Origin of the sequence: Modicisalibacter sp. 'Wilcox' (assembly GCF_010993675.1) — a bacterium.
GTDB classification, from domain to species: Bacteria; Pseudomonadota; Gammaproteobacteria; order Pseudomonadales; family Halomonadaceae; genus Modicisalibacter; species Modicisalibacter tunisiensis.
In genome coordinates, this window is sequence record NZ_WNXF01000012.1 from 50,879 (window position 1) to 68,778 (window position 17,900).

The window sequence follows — 17,900 nt, forward strand, 5'->3', positions numbered from 1 at the left end:
GAATACGCTCGGCCCGTGGCGTTGGCCGCTCAGTCGCCGGCCACGGTCATGCCATCGATCAGCCAGCTGCCGGTATGCACGCTGCCCCGGGTGTCGATATCGTCGCCCAGCGCCCGCAGGTTGGCGAACATGTCGCGCAGGTTGCCGGCGATTGTGAACTCCTCGACCGGGTGGCGAATCTCGCCATCCTCGACCCAGAAGCCCGCCGCTCCGCGGGAGTAGTCGCCGGTGACACCGTTGACGCCCTGGCCCATCAGCTCGGTGACCAGCACACCGGTGCCCAGCTCCTTCAGCAGGGCCTCGCGCGGGAGGAGCGGTGCCTCGAGGCGCACGTTGCGCGCGCCGCCGGCGTTGCCGGTAGTGGTCAGGCCCAGCCGCCGCGCACTGTAGGCCGAGAGCATGTAGCTGGCCACCTTGCCGCGATCGATGAAGACGTTGTCGCGGGTATAGACCCCGTCGTTGTCGAAGGGACTGCTGGCCATCGCCCCCGGTTCCCGCGGCCGCTCGACGAGCGAGAACCACTCCGGAAACAGCGGCTCGCCCAGGCTGTCGCAGAGGAAGGACGCCTGGCGGTAGAGCGCGCCGCCGGCGATCGCGCTGAGGAAGTGACCGACCAGGCCCCCGGCCATCTCCGGGGCGAACATCACCGGCATGCGGCCGGTACGCGGACGCCGGGCGCCCAGGCGGCTCACGGTACGCTCCGCCGCACTACGCCCCACCGCCTCCGGCGAGGCCAGACGTGCCGGATCCCGCTCGCTGGTGTAGTCGTAGTCGCGCTGCATGCCCTTGTCGTCGCGGGCGATCAGCACGCAGGACAGCGAGTGGCGGCTGCCGCGCTGGCTGCCGAGAAAGCCATGGCTGTTGCCGTAGACGCGCACGCCCTCGCCGCTCGCCAGGCTCGCGCCGTCGGACTGGCTGATGCCCTCCACGCCGCGCCCGGCATTCTCGCAGGCCAGCGCCAGTTCGATCGCCTCGTCGGTGCTCAACCGCCAGGGATGATGCACCCCGAGATCCGGCAGTTCGCGCGCCATCAGCTCGGCATCGGCCAGCCCCGAGGCCGGATCCTCGCCGGTATAGCGGGCGATCGCCATCGCCTTGTCCACGGCGTCGCGAATCGACGCCTCGCTGGCATCCGACGACGAGGCGCTGCCCTTGCGCTGCCCCAGATAGACGGTAACGGCGAAGCCCTGATCGCGGGCCAGCTCGACGGACTCCACATCGCCCATGCGCACACTGATTTCGATGCCCTGATCGACGCTGGCGCCGACCTCGCAGGCATCCGCACCGGCGTGGCGCGCCTGCTCCAGCGCCAGCGCCACCCGCGACTCCAGAAGCGCCTGCTGCGCCTCGGCATCAAAGGCCTGAGTCATCCTGATCTCCTTGTTACCGGGGGCTGGTATACTGCCCCAACCCACCCATCGTGATGGAAATGGCATGTCTTTCGATTCGCCCGAGTCGCACGACGACTCCCCGCAACGTCCCAGCAAGACCCAGCGCAAGCGCGAGATGCAGGCGCTGCAGGCGCTGGGGGAACAGATCATCGCGCTCCCCGAGGGCCAGCGCGCGCAGCTGCCGCTCTCCGACGACCTGCTGGCCGCCGTCGAGGAAACCGGCCGCATTCGCTCCCACGAGGGGCGCCGACGCCACATGCAATACGTCGGCAAGCTGATGCGCCGCGAGGACCTCGACGCCATTCGCGCCGTGTTCGAACGCTTCGAGCAGGAGCGTCAGCGCCGCGACCTGGCCTTCCACAAACTCGAGCGCTGGCGCGACCGGCTGATCGACGGCGACCAGACCGAACTGGAGGCCTTCATCGCCGACTATCCCGACGTCGACCGCCAGACCCTGCGCCAGCTGATCCGCAACGCCCGCAGCGAGCGCGAGCGCGGCAAGCCGCCCACCAGCGCCCGCAAGCTGTTCAAGCTGATCCGCGACACGTCGGGGGTGTAAACACACCCGGCACCCACGCCGTGTCATCCTCGTACCAGTGCCAGGACGTCGCCGAGCGACGTCCAGACAAGGCGGAAATCGACGAGGCCGCGGAGTTTACAGGCCGTAAATGAGCAGGCCGAGTCGATTTCCAACGCCGTATGGGCGCCGCGCAGGCACGTCCAGCTCAGGACTGGGTGCCGCCGACGGTCAGCTCATCGAGCTTCAACGTCGGCTGCCCCACGCCCACCGGCACGCCCTGGCCCTCCTTGCCGCAGACCCCGATGCCGGTATCGAGCGCCATGTCGTGGCCGATCATCGACACCCGGCCCATCGCCTCGGGACCGTTGCCGATCAGCGTCGCCCCCTTCACCGGCGCGGTGATCCGGCCGTCCTCGATCAGATAGGCCTCGCTGGCCGAGAACACGAACTTGCCGGAAGTGATGTCGACCTGGCCGCCGCCGAAGCTGACCGCATAGATCCCGCGCTTGACGCTGCCGATGATCTCCTCGGGGTCCGCCTGGCCGGCCAGCATGTAGGTATTGGTCATGCGCGGCATGGGCATGTGAGCGTAGGACTCGCGGCGCGCGTTGCCGGTGGGCGCCATGCCCATCAGCCGGGCGTTGAGCTTGTCCTGCATGTAGCCGGTGAGGATGCCGTCCTCGATCAGCGGCGTGCAGGCGCCCGGGGTGCCCTCGTCGTCGATGGACAGGGAGCCGCGCCGGTCGGCCAGGGTGGCATCGTCGACGATCGTGACGCCGGGTGCGGCGACCCGCTCGCCGAGACGCCCGGCGAAGGCGGAGCTGCCCTTGCGGTTGAAGTCGCCCTCGAGGCCGTGGCCCACCGCCTCGTGCAGCAGGATGCCCGGCCAGCCGGCACCCAGCACCACCGGCATCTGCCCGGCCGGCGCATCCACTGCCTCGAGATTGACCAGCGCCTGGCGCACGGCATCCTTCGCGTAGCGCTCGGCCACGTTCTCGTCGCGCAGGCGTGACATCGGATAGCGGCCGCCGCCCCCGGCGCTGCCGCGCTCACGGCGGCCATCGCGCATGGCGATGACGCTGACGTTGAAGCGCACCAGCGGGCGGATATCCGCGGCCAGGGTGCCGTCGCTGGCGCGCACCAGCACCACCTCGTGAACGCCGCTCAGCGAGGCGCTGACCTGGACCACGCTGGGATCCGCGGCCCGTGCCACGCGATCGGCCTGCTTGAGCATGGCGATCTTGTCCTCGGGAGCCAGCCCCGAGAGCGGGTCGACCCCGGCGTAGCGGGCCGGCACGCCGCCGGCGGCGATCGGTACCGGCGACAGGCGCGCCCCGCTGCGGGCGATCCCCGAGGCCGTGCGCCCGGCCTCGGCCAGCGCCTCGGCAGTGATCTGGTTGGAGAAGGCGAAGCCGGTCTTCTCGCCGGCCAGGGCGCGCACACCGACGCCGCCGTCGATATTGAAACTGGCGTCCTTGACCTCGCCGTCCTCCAGTACCCAGCTTTCCTGCCAGCTGCGCTGGAAGTACAGGTCGGCGTAGTCGATCCCCGGGCCCAGCGCTTCCGCCAGGCCCGGCTCGAGCGCCTGTGCGTCGAGCCCGCCGGGAACCAGCAGGGTCGTCGTGGCCTCATCGAGAGGCGATTGAGAGAGTCGGGTCATTCAGCGTTTTCCACAGTGATTCGCGGCGAGGTCCAGGGCCCCTGCACGCGGTAGTAAATTCGCGTGACCTGATCCAGCCAGCCACCGAAGAGCTTGTCGGCCAGATACAGGGCGCCGCCCACGTAGGGCGCGCCCGCCAGCACGGCGGCCAGCGGCAGGTTTTGGCTGACCGGTACGGTGACGCCCAGCATCAGGTCCAGCCGGCGGGCCATCAGGTCCACGCTGCCATCGAGGCTGAACTGCGTGGAGGCGCCATCGATCTTGACCGGCCCGCGGGTTTCCAGGCGACCATCATACAGTGTGGCATGTCCACGAACGCTGTCGAAAGCCGTGCCCTTGTCGGTCACGTCGGAAAAGTCCAGCCGCAGGCGGCGCAGCAGGTTGTCGATATTGAGCAGGCCGATCAAGCGCGCCGAGGGCGAATCCAGGGTCAGGAAGCTGCCGTCGTCGAGTTCGGCATCGATGTTGCCCCGCGAGCGCGCCAGGGCGAACTGCCAGGGCGCACCCGGCCAGGCCAGCTGCGACTGCACCCGTGTACGCCGCGAGCGCACCGCCACCGGCTGGCCGAGGGCCTGCAGTGCGCTGCCCAGATCGCCGCCCTCGAGCGTCAGCCGCGAACGACTCAGGCTCGCTTCCTTCCCCGAGGCCTCCCATACCAGCTCGCCCTGGCCGGTGATGTCCCCCAGGGTCAGCGACACCGGCGCGATGCGCAGGCGCGACGGCGTGGCCTCCCAGCTGGCCGAGAAGGGACCGAAGCGCTGCCCGCCGCGAATCAGCGTGGCGATCTCGACACGCCCCGCGGGCAGGCGAGCGATCCCGTCGGGCAGCGGCTGCGGCTCGGGCGCGGTGGCGATCTCCCCGCTCAACGTCGCCTGCGGCATGTCGGGCGTCAGGGCGTCCAGGTCGAGCCGCGACAGCTGCACCGACACCGGTGTCACCCGGCGCTGACGATAGCTGGCATGTCCGGCGACCACACTCCCCTGCAGATCCACCGACCAGCCCTGCGCCGGCAGCGGCGTGGCCCGGGCCTGCAGGTCGCCGAGACAGCGCCCGGCCTGGGAAAGACAGGGCGTCTGCAGGGTCAGGCGGCGCAGTGCCGTACTCCCGGAGGCGCCACCGTCACCCCCGGGCCAGCCCCCCAGGCCCGCCAGGGCTTCCTGCCATGCCGTCAGCGGCAGCCGCGGGGTCCGCCAGTCGACCGTCCAGCCCTGGTCGCCCGGCCAGGCCGGCAGCGTGGCGGGCCACTGCTCCAGCCACACCTGCCCCTGGCCCGTCTCCGGCCCCAGCGCCCGCCAGCGCAGGCGCAGGCGATTCTTCAGGGTCGCCTCGACCCGCCGCGGCCCCTGTGCCGCCTCGAAATGCAGCGGCACTTGCGCCGCGGCGGTCTTGCCGAAGGGCGCCGGCAGCCTTATGGCCAGCCCCTGCAGGTCGCTGTCCAGGGAAAGCCGGGGGGATGCGCCGCTCAGGTCGAGCGTCGCCGAATAGGGAAAGTAGCCCTCCAGCAACCCGCTCAGTCCGGCGACTCCCCCCCAGGCCAGCAGCCCGCGCGCCAGGGCACGGCCCTCCAGGGTCACGCCGGCGCCGCCGACATCGAAGGTCGCCAGCAGCGGCCCCTGGAAGGCGCGCGCCCCGAGCTGGCCGGTCAGGGTGTCGGTATCGCCGGCATGCCGGTAGTTCAGCCGGCCGTTGACATTGCCCAGCACCAGCCCGGACTGCGGCAGCCGCAGCGAGGGAGCGTCGACCCGGGCGTCGACATCCACCGTCACCGGCGGATCGCCCTTTCCTTGGGTATCCAGCCCCACCGCGACACCCAGTTTCCCGGCGACCCGCCCCTCGCCGCGCCAGTCGGCGAAGTCGTCGAGCCCGTCGATCGGCGCCGCCGCCAGAAACTGCAGCAGGCCCTGCACGGGGCCGCTCACCGGTCCGTCGACGCGCAGGCGCTTGTCGACCATCGAGACCGTCGCCCCCTCGCTGACCAGCCCCAGCGTCTCGGCATGGTCGACCCGCGCCTTGAGGGTATCGTCGACCATGTGCAGGTGCCCGCTGACCGCTTCCAGGGCCGGCCACTTCGGATCATAGGGCAATCGCCCCTGCTCGATGTCGAGGTCCAGCGTCAGGCGCGTGCGTGTCCCCAGGTCGTCGCCGCCCCCGTCATTGCCGTCATCGGCCATCGCCTCCTTGTCGAGGCGCTGCTCGACATGCAGGTTGCCGCGCGGCACCCGTCCGCGAATGCCGCCGGTCAGGAAGTCGCGCAGGTCGGCATCGAACAGCTTCAGCGGCAGCCACTCGCCCAGCGGCGTTTCCACGGCGTCGACGTCGCGCATCGCCAGATCCAGCGTGAACTGACCCGGCCGACGATCGGCGTTGTTGCCCGGCAGGCGCAGCGAGAAGCCGCCATCCACCGGGGCATCGCGCCAGCGCACCTGGAGATTCCTGCCGGTGATCAGTGGCTGGCGCTCGGCCAGCGACCAGTCGACCCGCCCGCCGGCGGCATCCAGCACCAGCGGATCGGGAAAGATCTCGGGAAAGTGGAGCGTCATTCCCTTGCCGCCCGAGAAGTCGACATGCCCCTGCTTGCCGTCGGCCACTACCCAGGCGTCCACCGGGCCGCCCCCCGGCACGTTCTGCCAGGGATCCACCGCCGCCCCCTGCAATGCCGCCTTCACTTGCCAGGCGCCGGCCTGCCGGCCGACTTGCAGTCCCTGCACCCGGCCCCGGGGCTGCAACGCGTCCAGCGTCCGCCGGGCGGCTTCCGGCAGCGGCAGCCGACCGCCCAGCGCCGCCAGTGCCTCCAGCGAGAACGGCGTGCTGCGCAACCACCAGCCCTGGTCATTCCCGCGCAGCGCCAGGCGTGACGGCAGAACGGTCGCCGACTGGTCGGCGTCACGCAGCGACAGGGCATTCACCCAGGCCTGCCAGCCGTCGCCCGAGGGCGCACGGCGCCACTGGGCACGAGCGCCGATATCCTCGAGCACCACCGGGCCATCGTCGCTGTCCAGACTGAGCGAGGGGACCGAGACCTGCAGGCGGGCATCCGCGACGCGCGCTTTCTGCCAGCGCGCCCAGAGCGAGGCCTGCCCGGAGACGCGATCCAGGCGCACGGCGTTGCCATGGGAGAGCAGCTGCCCCAGGCGGTCGAGGCTGCCCAGATCCATGCGCGCCTGGAGGGCGGCATCGAAGTCCTCGAGGCCGTCGTCGCCGGGCTGGACCTCCATCACCACCGACAGCGAGCGCGTCTTCTGCCCTTCCACGAACCACTGGCCCTCGACATGCACGCGCCGGTCCTGTCCGGCCACCAGCAGGCGTGGCGCCGTCAGGGTCAGCTCGCCGTCGCGGCCGTGGAGCACCACCCGCACGTCCTCGACACTCAGGCGCTGGCGCAGCAGCAGGCCCAGCCACTGGTCGAGCCCCCCGGCCGCAAGACCCCCCGACGCGGCGCCGCCACTCGCGACACCCGGCCAGCGCCAGCCACCCGCGTCGTCCTGATAGAGATGCACGGTGACCGCGCCCAGCCGGGCGCGGGCGAAGACCGGCTGCCAGTGCAGCAGGCTGGACAGGGTATCGAGACGCAGGGCGGCACTGCCGACCTCCAGCAGAGGACGCGCCTCGCCATTCGGCCCGTCCCGGCTGACGATCCGCAGCCCCCGGGCCGTCACGCCGGGATCCAGGCGCTGCAGCCGCCCCTGCAGGCTCTCCACCGTCAGCGTGGCGTCGAGCGACTGCTCCACGGCGGCGGCCAGGCGCTGCCCGTCGAGCCGGCCCAGCATCCAGCGGGCCCCGCTCACCACCAGCGCGGCAACGACCAGCGCCACGGCCAGCGCGGTCAGGGCCCATCGCAGCGTCACGCGACTCGAACTCATGGGCTCACATCAGCACGATGTCGTACTGCTCCTGGGAGTAATGGCCCTCGACCTGAAAGCGAATCGTCTTGCCGATGAAGATCTCCAGGTCGGCGACCGCCGCCGACTCCTCGTCGAGCAGCCGGTCCACCACGGCCTGGGAGGCCAGCACCATGTAGGTCTCGGGGCTGTAGGCGCGCTCCTCGCGCAGGATCTCGCGGAAGATCTCGTAGCACACCGTTTCCGGCGTCTTCAGCGTGCCGCGCCCCTGGCAGGTCGGGCACGGCTCGCAAAGCGTCTGTTCGAGGCTCTCGCGGGTACGCTTGCGGGTCAGCTGGACCAGCCCCAGCTCGGTCACCCCGGTCAGCTTGTTCTTGGCGTGGTCGCGCTCCAGCGACTTCTCGAGCACGCGCAGCACCTGGCGCTGGTGCTCGCTGTCCTCCATGTCGATGAAGTCGATGATGATGATGCCGCCGAGATTGCGCAGGCGCAGCTGGCGGGCGATGGTGGTCGCCGCCTCGAGGTTGGTCTTGAAGATGGTCTCCTCGAGGTTGCGATGCCCCACGTAGCCGCCGGTATTGACGTCGATGGTGGTCATCGCCTCGGTCTGGTCGATCACCAGATAGCCGCCGGACTTGAGCTGGACCTTGCGCCCCAGTGCCTTCTGGATCTCGTCCTCGACGCTGAACAGGTCGAAGATCGGCCGTTCGCCGGGATAGTACTCGATGCGCTCGACCATGCCCGGCATGAACTCCTCGGCGAACTCCACCAGGCGGTGGTAGTTCTCGCGGGAATCGATGCGCACCTTCTCGATGTCGTCGCGCATCACGTCACGCAGGGTGCGGATGAACAGCGGCAGGTCGTCGTAGATGCAGCTGGGCGCGAGCGCGCTGCCCTTGCGCTGCTCGACCTTGCGCCACAGGCGCAGCAGGAACTGCATGTCGGTAATCAGCTCCTCCTCGCCCACGCCCTCGGCGGCGGTGCGAATGATGAAGCCGCCGCACACCGGCGTGTCGATGCCCGCCAGGCAGGTATCGACCAGGCCGCGCAGGCGTTCGCGCTCGCTGTCGTCCTCGATGCGCTGCGAGACCCCGGTATGCGGCGAGTCCGGCATGTAGACCAGATAGCGCGAGGGCACCGACAGGTGCGTGGTCAGCCGCGCCCCCTTCGAGCCGATCGGGTCCTTGGTGACCTGCACCACCAGCGGCTGGCCCTGATGCAGCAGCTGGCTGATCGAGACCTGCTCGTCGGCCGGCGTGTTGGGCGGCATCACCTCGTTGGCATGGATGAAGGCCGCCCGCTCCAGGCCGATGTCGATGAAGGCCGCCTGCATGCCCGGCAGCACCCGCGCCACCTTGCCCTTGTAGATGTTGCCGACGATGCCCCGGCGCCGACTGCGCTCGATGAAGGCTTCCTGCAGGACCCCGTTCTCCACCACCGCCACGCGGGTTTCCATCGGGGTCAGATTGATCAGTACCTCACCGCTCATGCGCCGGTCCTTGTGCTGAAAACTTCCTGAACGATTATGACACAGCCTCGCCCGCCGCCGGCCACAGCGCAATCCCCTGGCGGCGCAGCAGCTCGGCGGTCTCGAACAGCGGCAGGCCGACCACCGCCGAGTGGCTGCCCTCGATGCGCTCGACGAACACCGCCGCCCGCCCCTGGATGGCGTAGCCGCCGGCCTTGTCGGCCGGCTCGCCGGTCGCCCAGTAGGCGTCGATCTCGCCGGCCGCGACAGAGCGCATGACCACCCGCGTCGTCACGCAGGTCTCGAGCAGCCCCGCCGGGCCGACCACCGCCACCGCGGTCAGCACCGCATGAGCACGCCCGGACAGGGCCGAGAGCATCTCGGCGGCGTGTGCGCGATCACGCGGCTTGCCGAGAATCCGCCCGTCCTGCACTACGGCAGTATCCGAGCCGAGCGTCGGCAGTGCACTGCCCCGCGCCCCGGTCTCGGCCTTCTCGCGCGCCAGGCGCCGTACATAGGCTTCGGCCGACTCGTCGGGCCGCGGGGTTTCGTCGATATCGACGGGAGCGACCTCGACGGCGATGCCGATCGAGGCCAGCAGGTCACGGCGGCGGGGCGAGGCCGACGCCAGACGCAGAACCGGGGACATGGCGCCCTCCTGATTTTGATTCCAGTCGGTGAACATGGCGACGCGCGCGCCGCATCCGGGGGTCAGCTCACGCCGAGACGGCGGCGCAGCAGCTGCAGCAGGGTGAACAGCCACGGCCAGAGGACGGCGCCGATCAGCGCCGGCAGCAGGAAGGCCAGGTTGATGGCGAAGGGCCCGAAGATGGTGCGCAGCCACTGCTCGACCAGCTGGGCAATGCCCAGCAGCACGAATACCAGCACCGCCTGCTGGATCAGCGCATAGGCGCGCATGCGCGAATAGAGCAGCAGCGACAGATAGGCCAGCAGCGACAGCACCAGCGCATTCTGTCCGAGCGGGGCGCCCTCGACCAGATCGATCAGCAGGCCCAGCACGAACCCATGGAAGACGCCGACCCGCCGGGGAGCCACCAGGCACCAGTAGATCAGCATCAGGCCCAGCCAGTCGGGCCGCCAGATCAGCCAGGCATCGGGCAGCGGCATGGCCTGCAGGCACAGGGCCAGGCCCAGGGTCACCCAGGTCATCAGCAGGCTGCGCAGCGAGCCGATCATGGCGCCTCCTCGGCGACCCCGGCGGCCACGCTCAGGGCGGCCTGTCGGGCCACGTCGCTGATCCCGGCCGCGGGCGTGCGCCGGGGCGGAAAGAGCATCAGGAAGTGCCGCGAGCGTTCGGGCTGGGCCACCGGCTCGGCCTCGACCCGGGCGAAGGGGGCGCCGGGATCGTGCACCACCAGGGTCACGCGGGCCACCGGATAGCCTTCGGGAAAGCGACCGCCCAGCCCGGAGGTCACCAGCAGATCGCCCTCGCGGATATCCGCCGTGTCCGGCACATGGAGCACATCCAAGGTGTCGTAGCTGCCGGTTCCCTGGACGATGAAGCGCAGCCCGTTGCGCGTCACGCGCACCGGCACCGCATGACTGGCGTCGGCCACCATCAGCACCCGGCTGGTGTAGGCGGACACGGCGATCACCTGGCCGATCAGCCCCGAGGCATCGGTCACCGGCTGCCCGACGTAGACGCCGTCGGTGCGCCCACGATCGAGCACCATCTGATGGGTGAAGGGGTCGGAGTCCAGCGACAGCAGCTCGGCGGTGATATAGGGAACCCGGCGGTGCCGGGCGGCGTTGAGCAGCTCACGCAGTCGGGCATTCTCGGCGGACAGGCTGGCCATGCGCTGCACACGATGGGAGAGGGTGAGAAGCTGCCGACGCAGCCGACGATTCTCGTCGATCAGATCGCGTTGATCGGAAACCGCCAGCGCCCCCCAGGAGAGCGCCTCGCTGGGCAGGCTGGCCAGCCACTGCACCGGCGTGACCACGGTGGACAGATGTGCCCGCAGCTCCGCCACGCGCGGCAGGCGATGCTCGGCGAACATCAGCGCGAAGGCGATGAAGGCGCACAGCAGCATGCGATAGCCGGGGGCGGAACCCTGCGAGAACAGCGGTTTGATAGCACGACTCCCCTACGAGCTGGCCAATGACCGGAACACGATCGACCCGGGACGGCACGCCGTGCGTGCCGCCGGACTCACTCGCTGGACAGCAGTTCGAAGGTGTGCTGATCGATCATTTCCAGCGCCTTGCCGCCGCCCCGGGCCACGCAGGTCAGCGGGTCCTCGGCGACGATCACCGGCAGGCCGGTTTCCTCGGCGATCAGCTTGTCGATGTCGCGCAGCAGCGCGCCGCCGCCGGTCAGCACCAGGCCGCGCTCGGCGATGTCGGCGGCCAGCTCGGGGGGCGACTGTTCCAGCGCGCTCTTGACCGCGGTGACGATGGACGACAGCGGATCCTGCAGGGCATCGAGAATCTCGTGGGAATTGAGGGTGAAGCTGCGCGGAATGCCCTCGGCCAGGTTGCGGCCGCGCACGTCGATCTCGCGCAGCTCGCCGCCCGGATAGGCACAGCCGATCTCCTCCTTGATGCGCTCCGCCGTGGCCTCGCCGATCAGGCTACCGTAGTGACGGCGCACATAGGCGGTGATCGCCTCGTCGAAACGATCGCCGCCGACCCGGATCGACTCGGAGTAGACCACGCCGTTGAGAGAGATGATGGCGATCTCGGAGGTGCCGCCGCCGACGTCGACGACCATCGAGCCCTGGGCCTCCTCGACCGGCAGCCCGGCGCCGATCGCCGCCGCCATGGGCTCCTCGATCAGGAACACCTCGCGGGCCCCTGCCCCCTCGGCGGATTCCTTGATGGCGCGGCGCTCGACCTGGGTCGACATGCAGGGCACGCAGACCAGCACACGCGGGCTCGGCGTCAGGAAGGTGCTCTGGTGGACCTTGCGGATGAAGTGCTGAAGCATCTGCTCGGTGACGGTGAAGTCGGCGATCACGCCGTCCTTCATCGGGCGGATCGCCGTGATGTTGCCCGGGGTACGGCCCAGCATGCGCTTGGCATCGACGCCCACGGCAGCGACGCTGCGCATGTTGCCCGACTGGCGAATCGCCACCACCGAGGGCTCATCGAGGACGATGCCGCGGCCGCGAACATAAATCAGCGTATTGGCGGTCCCCAGGTCGATCGACAGATCGCTGGAGAACAGCCCCCTCAAACGTTTAAACATGGAAGTCTTTCACCTAGTCCAGACCGGAACCCTGTGCGGACGCAAACGGTATCATCGCGGGGGCAGAGCGGCAAGCGAGATGCCCGGGTCCCGGAGTTGTGGTACCGTTTCGCCTATTTTCCGAACCGGACTGAATCCGGGATCGCATCATCGGTCGTCGTCTGGCTTGGCGACGATCGATCCGCATTGGCATCGCATCATAGTTGAAGGAAGCCGACGTTATGGCGCTTGAACCCGAAGATGTACGGCGAGCCGCCCACCTCGCCCGCCTGGGTCTGGACGACCGGGAAGCCGCGCGCTACGTGGATGACCTGAGCCGCATTCTGGAGATGGTCGACCGCCTGCAGGCCGTCGATACCGAGGGCGTGGCCCCGCTGGCCCACCCGCTGGATGCCACCCAGCGCCTGCGTGCCGACGAGGTCACCGAGTCCGACCAGCGCGAGCGCTTCCAGCGCTGTGCGCCGGCCGTCGAGAATGGCCTCTACCTGGTCCCCCGCGTCGTCGAGTGACGCCCCTCCCCGTTCGCCGGACATGCTTTCCACGGAGCCCGACGCCCCATGCATGACAAGACCCTGACCGAGCTGGCCGCGGCCCTGGCCGCCGGCGAGTTCTCCAGCCGCGAGCTGACCGAGTCGCTGCTCGCGCGCATCGACCGCCTCGATGGCGAGCTCAACAGCTTTATCACCGTAACGGCAGACGCCGCCCTCGAGGCTGCAGACCGCGCCGACCGGGCACGCGCCGCCGGCAAGGCCGGGCCGCTGACCGGCCTGCCGCTGGCACTCAAGGACATCTTCTGTACCCAGGGCGTGCGCACCAGCTGCGGCTCGAGGATGCTCGACAACTTCGTCTCGCCCTATGACGCCACCGTGGTCGAGAAGCTCGCCGCCGCCGGCACCGTCAGCCTCGGCAAGACCAACATGGACGAGTTCGCCATGGGCTCGTCCAACGAGAACAGTCACTACGGCCCGGTGAAGAATCCCTGGGACCTCGCCGCGGTGCCGGGCGGCAGCTCCGGCGGCAGCGCCGCGGCGGTGGCCGCCGGCCTGGTGCCGGCGGCGCTGGGCACCGACACCGGCGGCTCGATCCGCCAGCCCGCCGCCTTCTGCGGCATCACCGGCCTGAAGCCCACCTACGGCCGCGTCTCGCGCTACGGCATGGTGGCCTACGCCTCGAGCCTCGACCAGGGGGGCCCCATGGCCCGCACCGCCGAGGACTGCGCGCTGCTGCTCGGCGCCATCGCCGGCCACGACCTGCGCGACTCGACCAGCGTGGCCCGCGGCGTCCCCGACTACCGCGAGGAGCTCGAGGCCTCGCTGTCGGGGCTGAAGATCGGCCTGCCCCGGGAATACTTCGGCGACGGCCTCGCCCCCGAGGTCGAGGCCGCGGTGCGCGAGGCGATCGCCGTCTACGAATCGCTGGGCGCCAGCGTGCGCGAGGTCAGCCTGCCGCATACCGAGCTGGCGATCCCGGCCTACTACGTCATCGCCCCCGCGGAAGCCTCCTCGAACCTGTCGCGCTACGACGGCGTGCGCTTCGGCCACCGCTGCGAGAACCCGACCGATCTCGTCGATCTCTACAAGCGCAGCCGCGCGGAAGGCTTCGGCGAGGAGGTCAAGCGGCGCATCCTGATCGGCACCCACACCCTTTCCGAGGGCTTCTTCGACGCCTACTACAAGAAGGCCCAGCAGGTCCGCCGGCTGATCCGTCAGGACTTCCTCGACGCCTTCGAGGACGTCGACGTGCTGATGGGCCCGGCCTCGCCCACGCCCGCCTTCGACCTCGGCGCCAAGAAGGATCCGGTGTCGATGTACCTGCAGGACATCTACACCATCGCCATCAACCTGGCCGGCATCCCGGGCCTCAGCGTTCCCGCCGGCTTCGTGGACGGCCGCCCCGTGGGCCTGCAGATCCTCGGCCCGCACTTCGCCGAATCGCGGTTGCTCAACGTCGCCCACCGCTTCCAGCAAGCCACCGACTGGCACCGCCGCCAGCCCGCCTTCGGTAAGGAGAACGCCTGATGCAATGGGAAGCCGTGATCGGCCTGGAAGTCCATGTCCAGCTCGCCACCCAGTCGAAGATCTTCTCCGGGGCCTCGACCGCCTTCGGCGCCGAGCCCAATACCCAGGCCTGCGCCGTCGACCTGGGCCTGCCCGGCGTGCTGCCGGTGCTCAACGAGGGCGCCGTGGCGATGGCCGTCAGGTTCGGCCTGGGCATCAACGCCGAGATTCCCGAGACCTCGGTGTTCGATCGCAAGAACTACTTCTATCCCGACCTGCCCAAGGGCTACCAGACCAGCCAGATGTACCAGCCGATCGTCGGCCCCGGCGAGGTCGAGATCACCCTGGACGATGGCAGCACCAAGCGCATCCGCGTGCACCACGCCCACCTCGAGGAGGACGCCGGCAAGTCGCTGCACGAGGACTTCCACGGCATGACCGGCATCGACCTCAACCGTGCCGGCACGCCGCTGCTGGAGATCGTCTCCGAGCCGGATCTGCGCTCCGCCAGGGAGGCCGCCGCCTACCTCAAGGCGATCCACGCCATCGTCACCTACCTGGGCATCTCGGACGGCAACATGGCCGAGGGCTCGATGCGCTGTGACGTCAACGTCTCGGTGCGCCCCAAGGGCCAGGAGACGCTGGGCACCCGCGCCGAGATCAAGAACGTCAACTCCTTCCGTTTCGTCGAGAAGGCCATCGCCTTCGAGATCGAGCGCCAGGTCGAGCTGATCGAGGACGGCGGCACGGTGGTCCAGGAGACCCGTCTCTATGACCCCGAGGCCGACGAGACGCGCAGCATGCGCACCAAGGAGGAGGCCAACGACTACCGTTACTTCCCCTGTCCCGACCTGCTGCCGGTGGTGCTCGACCAGGCCTACGTCGACCACCTGCGCGAGACGCTGCCGGAGCTGCCCGCCGACAAGCGCGCGCGCTTCCAGGACGAACTGGGCCTGTCGGCCTACGATGCCAGCGTGCTGGCCTCGAGCCGTGCCATGGCCGAGTACTTCGAGACGGTCAGGGACGTCTGCGGCGACGCCAAGCTGGCCGCCAACTGGGTCCAGGTCGAGCTCGCCGGGCGCCTCAACAAGGAAGGCCTGGACATCGCCGACAGCCCGGTCACGGCCGAACAGCTCGGCGGCCTGGTCGCCCGCGTCAAGGACGAGACCATCAACGGCAAGGCGGCCAAGCAGGTCTTCGCCGCACTGTGGGACGGCGAGGGCGACAGCGCGGACGCCATCATCGAGGCCCGCGGCCTCAAGCAGGTCACCGATACCGGCGCCATCGAGGCGATGATCGACCAGGTCATCGCCGACAGCCCGGTGCAGGTCACCCAGTACCGCGAGGCGGCCCCCGAGAAGCGCGGCAAGATGATCGGCTACTTCGTCGGCCAGGTCATGAAGGCCTCGCGGGGCACCGCCAACCCGCAGCAGGTCAACGCCCTGCTCAAGGAAAAGCTCGACAACACCTGAAGACGCCGGCCGGCGGGCTCGCCCGCCGGCCTGGCAAGGAGTTTCCGAATGGCAGACGACGTCGGCGCGCGACTGCGTGCCCTGCGCACCCTGCGCGGCATCTCCCAGCGGGAGCTGGCCAAGCGCTGCGGCGTCACCCACTCCAGCCTGTCGCTGATCGAGCAGGGCAAGGTCAGCCCCTCGGTCAGCTCGTTGAAGAAGGTCCTCGACGCCATCCCCATCAGCGTCGGCGACTTCTTCACGCTGGATCTGGAAAACCGCGACCAGGTCTTCTACTCCCCCGACGACCTCCCCGACATCGGCAGCGGCGACGTCTGCTACCGGCTGATCGGGGCCAACCGCCCGTCCCGGGCGCTGTCGTTCATGATCGAGACCTATCCGCCCGGCGCCGACACCGGCCGCGAGATGATCGTTCACCGCGGCGAGGAAGCCGGCGTGGTGCTCGAGGGCGAGATCGAGATCACCATCGGCCTCGACACCCGCGTGCTGGGCCCCGGCGAGGCCTACTACTTCAACACCGGCCTGCCCCACCGCTTCCGTAATATCGGCGACCGCGACTGCCGACTGGTCAGCTGCGCCACCCCCGCCCGGGCCTTCTGAGCAGCCGCCCCCAGCCCGCCGCAATCTCAGCGTGCCAGCACGCGGCGCAACGCATCATAGGCCGGCTTGGCGCGCAGCGCCGGGTCGAAGATCAGGCCGTTGCCCAGCCCGTCCGGATTCCACCAGTCCTGCAGCGACGAGTAGCGATCGGTGAAGCCCCAGGTGGAGAACGCCGTGAAGGCCGGAATGTCCCGGGCCAGCGCCAGCATCGAGGCGTAATACGCGGCCTGTTGCTGCAGGCGCGCGGTCGAGGCGTCGTCGTGCAGGTTGACGTCCATCTCCGAGATGCGCACCGCAAGCCCCAGGTCGATGAACCGCCGGACGTTGTCGCGAAAGGCCGCGGCAGTGACCGGCCGATAGTCGTCGGTCAGGTCCTCGTGGAGCTGGAAGCCGATGCCATCCAGCGGCACGCCGTCGGCCAGCAGGCCCCGGGCCAGCCGATAGAGCGCGTCCGACTTGGCGTTGCGTTCCTCGCAGGCGAATTCGTTGATGTAGAGCGCCGCGTCGGGGTCGGCACGATGCGCCGCCCGCAGGGCGAAGGCGATGTAGTCGGCCCCCATCGCCCGATACCAGGGCGAGTCGCGTCGCAGCTCGGGACCGAACGGCTCGAGCGGTTCGTTGACCACGTCCCAGCCGGCGACGCGCCCCTTGTAGCGCCCCACCACGGTGGCGATGTGGTCGGCCAGAATCTCGCGCAGCTCACCGTCGCTGTAGTCACCCCGGCTCAGCCAGCGCGGCAGCGCCTCGCCCCAGGCCAGGGTGTGGCCGTGCACCGCCATGCCATTGTGTTCGGCGAAGTCGACGATGGCATCGGCCTCGGCGAAGGCGTAGCGCCCGGGCCGGGGGTGGATGAACTGGAACTTCATGGCGTTCTCGGGCGTGACCATGCTGAACTCGCGGGCCAGCACTCGCGCATAGGCGGGATCGCCGAGCAGCGGGTTCGTCGCCACCGCCGTGCCGATCGCCAGATGCGGGGCATTGCGCGCGGCCAGTGCCCTCAGCCCGCCCGGTGCGGGCGGCGTGCTCACCAGGGTGGCGGGCGTCACCGCGACCCGGGCCGCCTCGCCGAGCGGGCGAAGCCGCAGACTCTCCAGCGTGAAGGTGTGGCCGACGTCGGTGTCGAGCCCCGGCCACAACCGCTTGCTCGCCAGTACTGGCGGCGCCGGCATCGCGATCATGGGCTCGCCGTTCGCGCTCAGCGTCAGCCGCTCGCCCCGGCGCACCAGGGCCAGGGTGACCGAATCCGCCGGACGCCAGGCCTGGGTGTACGTCTCGCGCTCGCCCGAGACATGCTGCACGACCAGACGCAGCATGTCGCCCTTCACCGCCAGAGTCACCGCCTCGCCGGGCTGACGCCATTCGTCCTGGATCACCGGCAAGCGCCCGTAGAGTGTCAGACGCGCCTGCGGCGGGCCGTCCGTGCCCAGGCGCAGACGGGCCGTCAGCGCGAAATCCCCCGCCAGGGTCAGCACCGGCCCGCGCAGGTTGATCGGCGGGTTGGCGGTCGGCGGCGTATCGGCCATGTCCGCCGGCGGCACGATGGCCCGCCCCAGCCCGCTGACCCGCACGCCGTCGGCGGCAACCACGGCGCCGTCGAGGTGCGACCAGTCATACGCGAGCAGGTCGACGGCGGCAGCGTCATCGGCCGCGCCGGCACGCCCCGCAATCCCCAGCACGGCCATCACCCCCAGAACGACCGTCACCCCGATGCCATTGCGCATGCGCTCGCCTCCCCCTCAACG

14 protein-coding genes are annotated in these 17,900 nt (G+C 69.8%); 5 read left to right on the forward strand and 9 right to left on the reverse strand.

Features of this window, described 5'->3' with window-relative positions; genetic code table 11:
- Positions 1-29: 29 nt before the first annotated feature.
- Positions 30-1,370 (reverse strand): metalloprotease PmbA, encoded by a 1,341-nt coding sequence (gene pmbA, locus G7A98_RS11885; RefSeq protein WP_163649890.1) that lies wholly within the window; start codon positions 1,368-1,370, stop codon positions 30-32.
- A 64-nt stretch (positions 1,371-1,434) separates the two neighbouring features.
- Between pmbA and yjgA the strand changes: the two genes are divergently transcribed.
- Positions 1,435-1,950, forward strand: a complete 516-nt coding sequence (gene yjgA, locus G7A98_RS11890; RefSeq protein ID WP_163649891.1) for a ribosome biogenesis factor YjgA — start codon at positions 1,435-1,437, stop codon at positions 1,948-1,950.
- Positions 1,951-2,116: 166 nt separating this feature from the next.
- On the opposite strand, the gene tldD is transcribed toward yjgA, so the two are convergent.
- The 7 genes from tldD to G7A98_RS11925 form a co-directional block, all read right to left on the reverse strand.
- Positions 2,117-3,571, reverse strand: coding sequence for a metalloprotease TldD (gene tldD / locus G7A98_RS11895; RefSeq protein WP_163649892.1), 1,455 nt, complete (start codon positions 3,569-3,571; stop codon positions 2,117-2,119).
- Positions 3,568-7,416: a YhdP family protein gene (locus G7A98_RS11900; protein WP_163649893.1), complete on the reverse strand. Its 3,849-nt coding sequence runs from the start codon at positions 7,414-7,416 to the stop codon at positions 3,568-3,570. Before G7A98_RS11900 ends, tldD begins: the two co-directional genes overlap by 4 nt.
- Positions 7,417-7,435: 19 nt before the next feature.
- A complete protein-coding gene (rng, locus tag G7A98_RS11905; RefSeq protein WP_163649894.1) occupies positions 7,436-8,899 on the reverse strand; it encodes a ribonuclease G in 1,464 nt (487 codons plus the stop codon).
- A 34-nt stretch (positions 8,900-8,933) separates the two neighbouring features.
- Positions 8,934-9,527, reverse strand: a complete 594-nt coding sequence (locus G7A98_RS11910) for a Maf family protein (protein ID WP_163649895.1) — start codon at positions 9,525-9,527, stop codon at positions 8,934-8,936.
- Positions 9,528-9,589: 62 nt separating this feature from the next.
- The gene (gene mreD, locus G7A98_RS11915) at positions 9,590-10,075 is read right to left on the reverse strand and encodes a rod shape-determining protein MreD (protein ID WP_163649896.1); all 486 of its coding nucleotides are present in this window, start codon (positions 10,073-10,075) and stop codon (positions 9,590-9,592) included.
- Positions 10,072-10,974: a rod shape-determining protein MreC gene (gene mreC / locus G7A98_RS11920; protein ID WP_276207497.1), complete on the reverse strand. Its 903-nt coding sequence runs from the start codon at positions 10,972-10,974 to the stop codon at positions 10,072-10,074. The genes mreD and mreC overlap by 4 nt, the downstream gene beginning before the upstream one ends.
- 77 nt (positions 10,975-11,051) lie before the next feature.
- Positions 11,052-12,089, reverse strand: coding sequence for a rod shape-determining protein (locus G7A98_RS11925; RefSeq protein ID WP_163649898.1), 1,038 nt, complete (start codon positions 12,087-12,089; stop codon positions 11,052-11,054).
- A 221-nt stretch (positions 12,090-12,310) separates the two neighbouring features.
- On the opposite strand from G7A98_RS11925, the gene gatC reads away from it, so the two are divergent.
- Genes gatC through G7A98_RS11945 form a run of 4 tightly spaced genes read left to right on the forward strand, consistent with a single transcriptional unit; the run spans position 12,311 to position 16,158 of the window.
- On the forward strand, positions 12,311-12,598 hold the full coding sequence (gatC, locus tag G7A98_RS11930) for an Asp-tRNA(Asn)/Glu-tRNA(Gln) amidotransferase subunit GatC (protein ID WP_163649899.1): 288 nt from the start codon (positions 12,311-12,313) through the stop codon (positions 12,596-12,598).
- Between the two features lie 48 nt (positions 12,599-12,646).
- On the forward strand, positions 12,647-14,107 hold the full coding sequence (gatA, locus tag G7A98_RS11935; protein WP_163649900.1) for an Asp-tRNA(Asn)/Glu-tRNA(Gln) amidotransferase subunit GatA: 1,461 nt from the start codon (positions 12,647-12,649) through the stop codon (positions 14,105-14,107).
- Entirely contained in the window at positions 14,107-15,558 is a 1,452-nt protein-coding gene (gatB, locus tag G7A98_RS11940) for an Asp-tRNA(Asn)/Glu-tRNA(Gln) amidotransferase subunit GatB (RefSeq protein ID WP_163649901.1), read from the forward strand. Before gatA ends, gatB begins: the two co-directional genes overlap by 1 nt.
- Positions 15,559-15,606: 48 nt before the next feature.
- Complete coding sequence (locus G7A98_RS11945) at positions 15,607-16,158, forward strand: cupin domain-containing protein (RefSeq protein WP_163649902.1); 552 nt, start codon at positions 15,607-15,609, stop codon at positions 16,156-16,158.
- Positions 16,159-16,184: 26 nt separating this feature from the next.
- Here G7A98_RS11945 and G7A98_RS11950 read toward each other — a convergent pair whose 3' ends face one another.
- Positions 16,185-17,879, reverse strand: coding sequence for an endo-1,4-beta-xylanase (locus G7A98_RS11950; protein ID WP_163649903.1), 1,695 nt, complete (start codon positions 17,877-17,879; stop codon positions 16,185-16,187).
- Positions 17,880-17,900 lie beyond the last annotated feature (21 nt).